Genomic DNA, 7,496 nt, shown 5'->3' with positions numbered 1-7,496 from the left:
TAAGTGCTTTCCAAAGCCTCCGGGTCGAAAATCTTGGACATATGAGAGAATGTCAACAGATTGTCACCTGACACGTATACTCGAACTGAAGACATTCCGGCTTTATTTGTCCATTGCTTGGGCAATGTATAGCCTATCTGAACATTCTTAATACGGCAGTAAGCTGCATTCTGAATATAGCGGCTCTGCACTGCCATGTTTCTCGAATCACTTTTCAATACGCGTGGATAATAGGCATTTGTATTAGCACCCAACGGGTCACCCTCCGGACGCCAGAAGTCCCAATGTTCCTTAAATCCGGTAGCCTGCCATTCGTCCACTCCATTGGCTCCCCAGAAATAGGGGCCGCTCAACACATAATCGCGCTTGGCCACTCCTTGCAGAAATATGCGGAAATCGACACCTTTCCATGCTGCATCCAACGTGATACCATATTTAAATCGAGGTGTATTATTGCCCAAAATCACACGGTCACCGGGTTTCTCTGTGGTATTTTCACCTGTCGAGATCACTCCATCGCCGTCTACATCCTTATACATGATATCACCTGCTCCCCACTTGCTTCCCAAAGAAGACTGATCCACTTTGGCCAAGTGAGCGTCCATCTCTTCCTGTGATTGTGCGATACCTACCGTTTCATATCCCCAGATTTCTCCTTTCATCATTCCCGGATAATATGCTTCGGAAAGTTTGTTGTTTTCATTCGGATAGCGAGTGATTTTCTGTTGGTCATCGGCTAACGTAAATTTAGCACCATAAGAGAAATCACCAATCATATCTCTCCACCCCAGTTCCAGCTCAAAACCATAGGATTTCATATCGGAATTGTTGATTTTCGGAGGAGTAGCACCCAGTACGGAAGACAATTCCGGAGCCGGGCCAATCATATCATACGTCCAACGCACAAAGTAGTCGAACGAACCGGTCAAGCGATTATTAAACAGCCCCCAGTCCAAACCGATATCCCAGGTTTCAATCGTTTCCCAAGTCTTCAAGCTGGAGACGATACCGGGTAGGCTTGCATAATTCGGTCTTTTTCCATTCACCAACCAGTTATAATCAGTGCCTTGTGGCATCGTCTGATAGAAAGGATACCATGCATCCTTAGTATCCGTATTACCCAACTGCCCCCATGAACCTCTTAATTTCAATACATCAATATGAGCTTTATCGGCTATATTCCTGAAGAAATCTTCACGTGCTATATTCCATCCGACTGACAATGACGGGAAAAATCCCCAACTCTTGTCATTAATGAAACGGGACGAACCGTCATAACGACCGTTCAACTCTATCAGATAGCGTTCTTTATAATTATAGTTGATACGCCCGAAGAATCCGGCTACCCCATTGTGTGCATATCCACCGGAAGTAGTAGGAGATTCCGTTGCTGTATTCAGTGTAGGCACAGAATTGGAGATCAGCGTATTCTTCTGCCCCGACAAACTTCTTGTCTTATACAACTCCGCATTAAAACCTGCCATCACTTTAAAGTAATGACCGCTTTCATATTGTTTAAAATAATCGGAATAGATATTCGTGCTGTAATAATTCTCTTTATAATTATATTCGTTCACAACGGAACTGCCGGCTCCATAACTTCCCCATGGTATAGAATACGGATTACCGTCACCGTCATGAGAGAAGATAGGTAATACTTCCCAATGTTCATTTTTGTTTTCCGTTCTTAGAGCACCCTCGATATTAATTGTCCAGTTCTTGACCGGTTCAAACACAAACTGCAACTGTTGAGTATTCAAGTCTTTCTGGTTGGTTTGTCGGCCACCATCCTCCAATTCTGTAATTTCCACACCATTCATGGGATAGCCATTAGGATCGTAAGCCGGACAGGTGGGCCAGCGGCGAGCGATATTATGGAAGAATAGCCCGGTCAGATAAGAGGGTCGGTCAAAGTCCTCACGTGTCCATTTGGTAGAATAGTTCACTCTGAACCAATCTGTGATCTGCGCTGTAATGGTGCTGTTCATTGTATAACGTTGCAAATTATCTTCACCATGCCGCAACAGACCGTTCTGGTCCATAAAACTACCGCTCAATGAAAATTGGATTTTCTCATTACCTCCCGAAATACTTAGATTATGTTCTTGAGATGGCACCCAGTCATTGTAGAATTCTTTAAACCAATCCGTATTGGCATTCGCTCCGCCATAATTGTTCCAACGGTTATTATTCGTATTCAGTGTTGTGACGGATGTTATCTTTCCCTCCTGATAATCTTTTATTTTCTGTAACTGCTCGGATGAGAACGGAGCCTCACCGGATCTGCCCGCATTCTCTGCGGCACGATTAAAGTACTGTGCAAAAGTATATGAGTCCATCATTTCAGGCACTGATACCGCGTCGCTGAAACGGACATTTCCATTATAACTGACTCTGGCTTTACCCGCTTTCCCTTTCTTGGTCTGAATCAGAATAACACCAAAAGCAGCACGCGCTCCATAAATAGAGGCAGAAGCAGCGTCTTTCAAAACAGAAACCGTTTCTATATCATTCGGATTCAACGAATTAAGATTACCTTCGATACCGTCAATCAACACAAGTGGAGACGACCCGGAACCATCACCGATTGTTCCTGCACCACGAATATTAAAACTCATCGAACCATCCAAGGCTCCACCTTCACTTCCTACCGTGAAGTTCAAGCCTGGCACTGTACCCTGTAGGGCCTGCGCCACATTGGTTACAGGACGTGCAGCCAACACTTTCGCATCGACCATACCTACCGCACCGGTTACATTTACTTTTTTTTGTGGTCCGTAGCCTACAACGACTACTTCGTCGAGCTGTTCCGAATCTTCTTTCATAACGATATTAAGGGGTGTCCCATCAGCTTTCACGGTAATAGTTTTATAACCAATAAACGAAAGTGAGAGAACTGCTCCTTTGGGGGAATCAATAGAGAAGCGTCCGTTGAGATCAGTAACAGTACCTGTGGCAGTACCTTGCACCTTTACAGAGACTCCAATAAGAGGTTCTCCGTTTTCATCCACTACAACACCTGTAGTCTTTACTTTTTGCTGCTGTATATCAGCAGTTTCCTATGTTTCATTAGTATTAGCTACTGCTTGCATAGGTTGTGTGCACCATAACAATAAAGTAGCAACTGCTGCTATTTTCAGGCAACGTGTTCCCCGTCCTTCCATAAAGGCCGGGCATCGGTTAGTTTTTCTTGTCATACTTTAATTTATTCAGTTAGACATTAGTAAGTTAGAATTTCTAAGGTTTTATGGTGCCTTCATATATTATTTGACACCATGTTTCAGGCAATTTGTGTGTTTAGTTTTCCATAGGCTTTTCTATTTTTATCTTAGGTTAATACTTGCCAGAGTTCTTAACGAACTTGGTTTTACCTATGCTTGGAAACACAACTTGGAAGGACATTTTAGATAAAACAGTCATCCATACACTCGCACCGCTTTGAGTTTGAGACGATTTGTATGTAAATTGCTATATAATAAATACTTATTTTGATACCAAAGGCAAGTTGATAAAACTGTTATCCCATTTTGTTGCCAGAAAACACAACAATCCAGCTATCCCGTTTTAAAATATTTTAGTAGATTTACTTGCGTAATATTTCATTTTATTCTACTTTTGCTTCACCATAATGATATTCTAAACGATTCTTTTGTTGTTATTAAGAATTAAAAATAATAAGGCATTCGTTTTCATATCAAAATAAAACCAAGTTCGTTAAGAACTCGGTTTTCATTTCTCTCCTTCTCTAATCGATATTGCAATATACACTACTCATTTCCTTTGACTAAATAACACCTATTTATCAATATCATTAACTTTATGGATAGAGAACTGATGATAAGAAGCTATTTTAACAGGTACTTATTTATAAATAAAAAATGGAGAAGGATGGAGAAAAGGGTAGAAAACTGGAACCAGGTTCATAGCTATAAACTCAACACTAAATTTCTGAAAACGAATATACAACTATTAAGAAGCATTTAGAAGGTTCACAGGTTTCACCTTCAGCTGAACAGCTATGAGTCAACGGTTTACAGTGACATAAAGCACAAAATACAGAAGAAAGTATCCTTCACCTCCTTCACCATGTAGAGTCTTTCATATAGATTAAGGACATATATATCCAATATACAGGGCATATATGCGCAACGTGTTGGATATATATGTCCAACACGTTGCGTATATATACTCTACAATTCAGGTATTAATATCCTAGAGATAGAGTATTAGTGTCTGATTACTTAGGTGCTAATTTCCGGTTGACGGCAGTTTTATTTTGTTTTAAACCTGCAAACAGTTTGTTTCAAGCGTATGAAACAAATAGTTTCCCGCCTTGAAACACTTTGTTTCATTGCTTAAAAGAGTGTAGTTCGTTTTAATCTTTTATAAATCAGCGATTAAAAGTGTTTTTATAAAGATGCAGGTAACGATATAGTAGTGGAAGTTCAGCTACACATTGCATTGCTCTGCATAATTTCAAATATCTCTGTAACACAAAGGTAAGCAATGTTTTTGATGCTTCCAAGTTAATCATAGCATATTTATAGAAGGGTTGACAATTAATTGTCAGCCCTTTTTTTATCCGATATCCTCTGTCATTCTATCAGTCTCTTTTTTAAGAAGGAGAATTGCGTGTATTCCCCTTTCTATCCTGATGAAGAAAAAATATTCTGAAAATTCACATTGATACCAAGTGAGTTACAAGGAAAATGTGGGGCTGGCGGTTACCGTCAGCCCTATTTTTTCATGCCTAATTTTGAAAACTTTGCAACCGAAGAAAGAAAAATAACCCATTAGAACAAAGGAATATTGTATGGAAGAGAACAGAAATGATATTGAGATACTCAAAGCAATGATAAAGGACAACTTTGAGGAACAACGAAAACTGATTGCCAAGCTGGAAACGGCTCTGGAAGCAGTAACCAGTTTCAACGGTAAGCAAATGCTGGACAGCCGGGATATGCGCCTGATGCTGAAAGTATGCGACCGGACACTGATCCGCTGGCGTAATTCCGGGAAACTCCCATTTTTCAAACTCAGCGGCAAGATTTACTTCTGGGCTTCTGACGTATATAAATTCCTGAGAGAAGAATGTCTAAACGAAGATTTCATATCCGATTCTATTAACTCATAAATAAAAATTCACATGGAAAATCAAAGTAAAGTAATCGTCATAGAACGAAACAAATTCGCAGCACTCGTCAAATCACACCGCAAATGCCTCCAGATGCTGAACATCCTGACTTACATCTACACAGTTAAGGAAGTAAGCCTTACCCTGACCTTGCAGGAAATCTGTGAAGTCCTGCACATGACTCCCGAAGAAGTGGAGATACAGCGACAGAAAGGATATATCCGCTTCACGACACAGAAAGGGATGACCGTCTATGAAATCACGGACCTGCTCCGATTGGAAAATATGCTGGAGATGGGGAGCATCTATCGTAAGATCGACAAAAAAGTAATGAACCTCGAACCTCTAAATAATGAATAAACAATGAAAGAAGAAGAGCAAGACAAGAAACAGCGGAAGCGTCTGGTACACGCTTCCCTGTTTAGTGGATTCGGCGCCCCAGACCTGGCTGCCGAATGAATGGGATGGCAGAATGCCTTCCATTGCGAGATAGACGATTTTTGTAATACCATTCTAAATTACTGGTTTAAAGATGCGAAAAGTTATACAGATGTCACAACGACAGATTTCAGGGAATGGAGAGGAAAAATCAATGTCCTTACAGGAGGTTTTCCTTGTCAACCATTCTCCGTCGCAGGCCAAAGAAAGGGAGCGGATGATAACCGCTATCTCTGGCCTCACATGCTCAGGGCCATACATGAGATCAGGCCCGATTGGGTCATTGGTGAGAACGTTGCTGGCATCCTCACGATGGTACAGCCCGGTCAGGAGACTGAAGTGGGAAGTCAATCCACTCTATTCGGAGAGAGTGAGCCTGTATTTAAAAGACGACAGCAATATGTTGTTGAAACCATTTGCCGTGATCTTGAACGCGAAGGATATTCCGTCCAGCCGGTACTTATACCGGCTTGTTCCGTCGGTGCACCTCACAGACGGGATAGAGTTTGGTTTATTGCCCACCGTGACGGCACAGGACTACAAGCGCAGGGGGCCGGGCAGCAGGCAGCAGGGACTACCGGAGATAATCCATGGAATGCTTCTGCCAACGCCAGTGGCAACAGAGATACACCATGCCGAAAGAGTCAGGAAATGGAAATCGATGAATTTATCCTCACCCCATGCCCAGATAGCCGGAGAGAAGAATCCCAACGGCCTGACGGATTTTCTGGACTTTTACGGGATACTACCGGAACCGATACCGGACAATACTGAGCTGGAAAACACGGACGGGAACAATCTGGAAGAATCGATCCTACAATGGCTGGCAGAAGGACAAGTGATGCCGACACCGACAGCGCGGGATTGGAAAGGCGCACCTTCACTGGAGAACCTGAAGAAACGGGGAAAGATACCACAGAAGAACAGCCTTCCGGATTTCTTCGCCCGGACTGGAAAGAGTTTCCAACTCAATCCCCTGTTTGTAGCCGAGATGATGGGCTTTCCACCCGATTGGACGGTATCTCCTTTTCTCGGTGAAGACAGGCATCCATTAAAGGATACGGGAACGCTATCGTCCCCCAGGTAGTCTACGAGATATTTAAAGCAATAGAAGAAACCTATAAATTAAACAGTCATGAATAAAGTATTGATATTTGAACATCCCGAGTTCGGACGCATCCGGACACTGGAAATTGACGGGAAAATATGGTTCTGCGCCTCGGATGTTGCCGCCGCACTTGGCTACTCCAATCCGAGAGATGCCGTCGTAAGACATTGTAAACCAATGGGTGTCGTGGTTTACGACACCCCTACACGCAGTGCCGTCCAGAAAATCAAGTACATCAGCGAAGGAAACGTATACCGGCTGATTGCCGGTAGCAAGCTGCCTTCCGCTGAGAAATTCGAAAGCTGGATATTTGATGAACTGGTTCCCGAAACACTAAAGAACGGTGGCTATCTTCTTAAGAAGAATGGCGAAACGGATAATGAACTGCTTGCGCGTGCCATATTGCTCGCACAGAACCGTATAAAAGAGCGAGACAGCCGTATTTCAGCATTGGAGAAGGAGAACAACTATGCTATCCTGAAACTCAAGCTACAGGCCCCAAAAGTTCAGTATTACGACAAAGTCCTGCAATCCCAAAGCACCTACACGACCACACAGATAGCGAAAGAATTGGGAATGACTGCCGGAATGTTGAACAAGCGGCTCCGATGGGCAGGCATCCAGTTCCGTCAATCCGGTCAGTGGCTGCTCAAAGCTCCTTACCAGAATCAAGGCTATACGGCAACCCGGACCCATGTATGGGAAAGCCGCACAGGAGAAACAGGCACGGCCATGTTGACGGTCTGGACGGAAAAGGGCCGGTTATTCATACATTATCTTTTTGAGGCTTATCTGGTATAGCCGGAATATAAGACC

At 42.9% G+C, this 7,496-nt stretch carries 7 protein-coding genes; 5 read left to right on the top strand and 2 right to left on the bottom strand.

From position 1 onward, the window contains the following. Both BSCG_RS06775 and BSCG_RS30575 read right to left on the bottom strand, forming a co-directional pair. Positions 1–3,047, bottom strand: a 3,047-nt coding sequence (locus BSCG_RS06775) for a SusC/RagA family TonB-linked outer membrane protein (protein ID WP_241762160.1), incomplete at its 3' end; no start/stop codon positions are given. 12 nt (positions 3,048–3,059) lie between these two features. After that, a complete protein-coding gene (locus tag BSCG_RS30575) occupies positions 3,060–3,197 on the bottom strand; it encodes a hypothetical protein (protein WP_231106135.1) in 138 nt (45 codons plus the stop codon). A 1,616-nt stretch (positions 3,198–4,813) separates the two neighbouring features. On the opposite strand from BSCG_RS30575, the gene BSCG_RS06780 reads away from it, so the two are divergent. From BSCG_RS06780 to BSCG_RS06790, 5 genes are all read left to right on the top strand, one after another. Next, positions 4,814–5,134, top strand: coding sequence for a helix-turn-helix domain-containing protein (locus BSCG_RS06780; RefSeq protein ID WP_004308054.1), 321 nt, complete (start codon positions 4,814–4,816; stop codon positions 5,132–5,134). Positions 5,135–5,146: 12 nt separating this feature from the next. Next, on the top strand, positions 5,147–5,494 hold the full coding sequence (locus BSCG_RS06785) for a hypothetical protein (protein WP_004313787.1): 348 nt from the start codon (positions 5,147–5,149) through the stop codon (positions 5,492–5,494). A gap of 99 nt (positions 5,495–5,593) precedes the next feature. Then, complete coding sequence (locus tag BSCG_RS28985; protein ID WP_008776848.1) at positions 5,594–6,346, top strand: DNA cytosine methyltransferase; 753 nt, start codon at positions 5,594–5,596, stop codon at positions 6,344–6,346. Positions 6,347–6,413: 67 nt separating this feature from the next. Then, the gene (locus tag BSCG_RS30940; RefSeq protein ID WP_004313785.1) at positions 6,414–6,659 is read left to right on the top strand and encodes a hypothetical protein; all 246 of its coding nucleotides are present in this window, start codon (positions 6,414–6,416) and stop codon (positions 6,657–6,659) included. A 48-nt stretch (positions 6,660–6,707) separates the two neighbouring features. Further along, positions 6,708–7,481, top strand: a complete 774-nt coding sequence (locus BSCG_RS06790; protein WP_008776847.1) for a phage antirepressor KilAC domain-containing protein — start codon at positions 6,708–6,710, stop codon at positions 7,479–7,481. Positions 7,482–7,496: the final 15 nt, after the last annotated feature.

It is taken from the genome of Bacteroides sp. 2_2_4 (assembly GCF_000157055.1).
Lineage (GTDB): Bacteria > Bacteroidota > Bacteroidia > Bacteroidales > Bacteroidaceae > Bacteroides > Bacteroides ovatus.
Note: the sequence above shows the minus strand (reverse complement) of the source record. Positions and strands in the feature narration are given on the sequence as shown.

Coding starts and splice junctions, on each gene's coding strand:
- BSCG_RS30575 (WP_231106135.1), bottom strand. CDS start 3,197: ATGACAAGAAAAACTAACCGATGCCCGGCCTTTATGGAAGGACGGGGA.
- BSCG_RS06780 (WP_004308054.1), top strand. CDS start 4,814: ATGGAAGAGAACAGAAATGATATTGAGATACTCAAAGCAATGATAAAG.
- BSCG_RS06785 (WP_004313787.1), top strand. CDS start 5,147: ATGGAAAATCAAAGTAAAGTAATCGTCATAGAACGAAACAAATTCGCA.
- BSCG_RS28985 (WP_008776848.1), top strand. CDS start 5,594: ATGGGATGGCAGAATGCCTTCCATTGCGAGATAGACGATTTTTGTAAT.
- BSCG_RS30940 (WP_004313785.1), top strand. CDS start 6,414: ATGCCGACACCGACAGCGCGGGATTGGAAAGGCGCACCTTCACTGGAG.
- BSCG_RS06790 (WP_008776847.1), top strand. CDS start 6,708: ATGAATAAAGTATTGATATTTGAACATCCCGAGTTCGGACGCATCCGG.